General features: G+C 46.3%; 1 protein-coding gene. It reads right to left on the bottom strand.

The window, feature by feature from the left end; all coding sequences use genetic code 11:
• The coding region (locus HK25_RS12875) for a hypothetical protein (protein WP_143296008.1) at positions 1-197 on the bottom strand (197 nt) is incomplete at its 3' end.
• Positions 198-257: the final 60 nt, after the last annotated feature.

Raw genomic sequence — 257 nt, forward strand, 5'->3', positions numbered from 1 at the left:
CCTGTCGCAATAAATGAGTATGAACCGTTCAGGTTGCCAGCATTCCAGAATACAAAACCTGAAGCTGACCATGCACCTGTTGCCGGGTCAGAGCCTGATGCTGCACCGGCTATAGGAGCCACGACTATAGAGTGAGGTGTTCCTGAGAATGGCAGATCGAACTCGTATGTCGTTCCTGATTGTATGTTTTCCAACATAAAATACAGGGTTCTGATATTACCAACTGTAACATATGAACCGTGTGTAGTGGTTCCTGA

Source organism: Acetobacter sp. DsW_059, from assembly GCF_002153695.1.
Taxonomy (GTDB): Bacteria; Pseudomonadota; Alphaproteobacteria; order Acetobacterales; family Acetobacteraceae; genus Acetobacter; species Acetobacter thailandicus.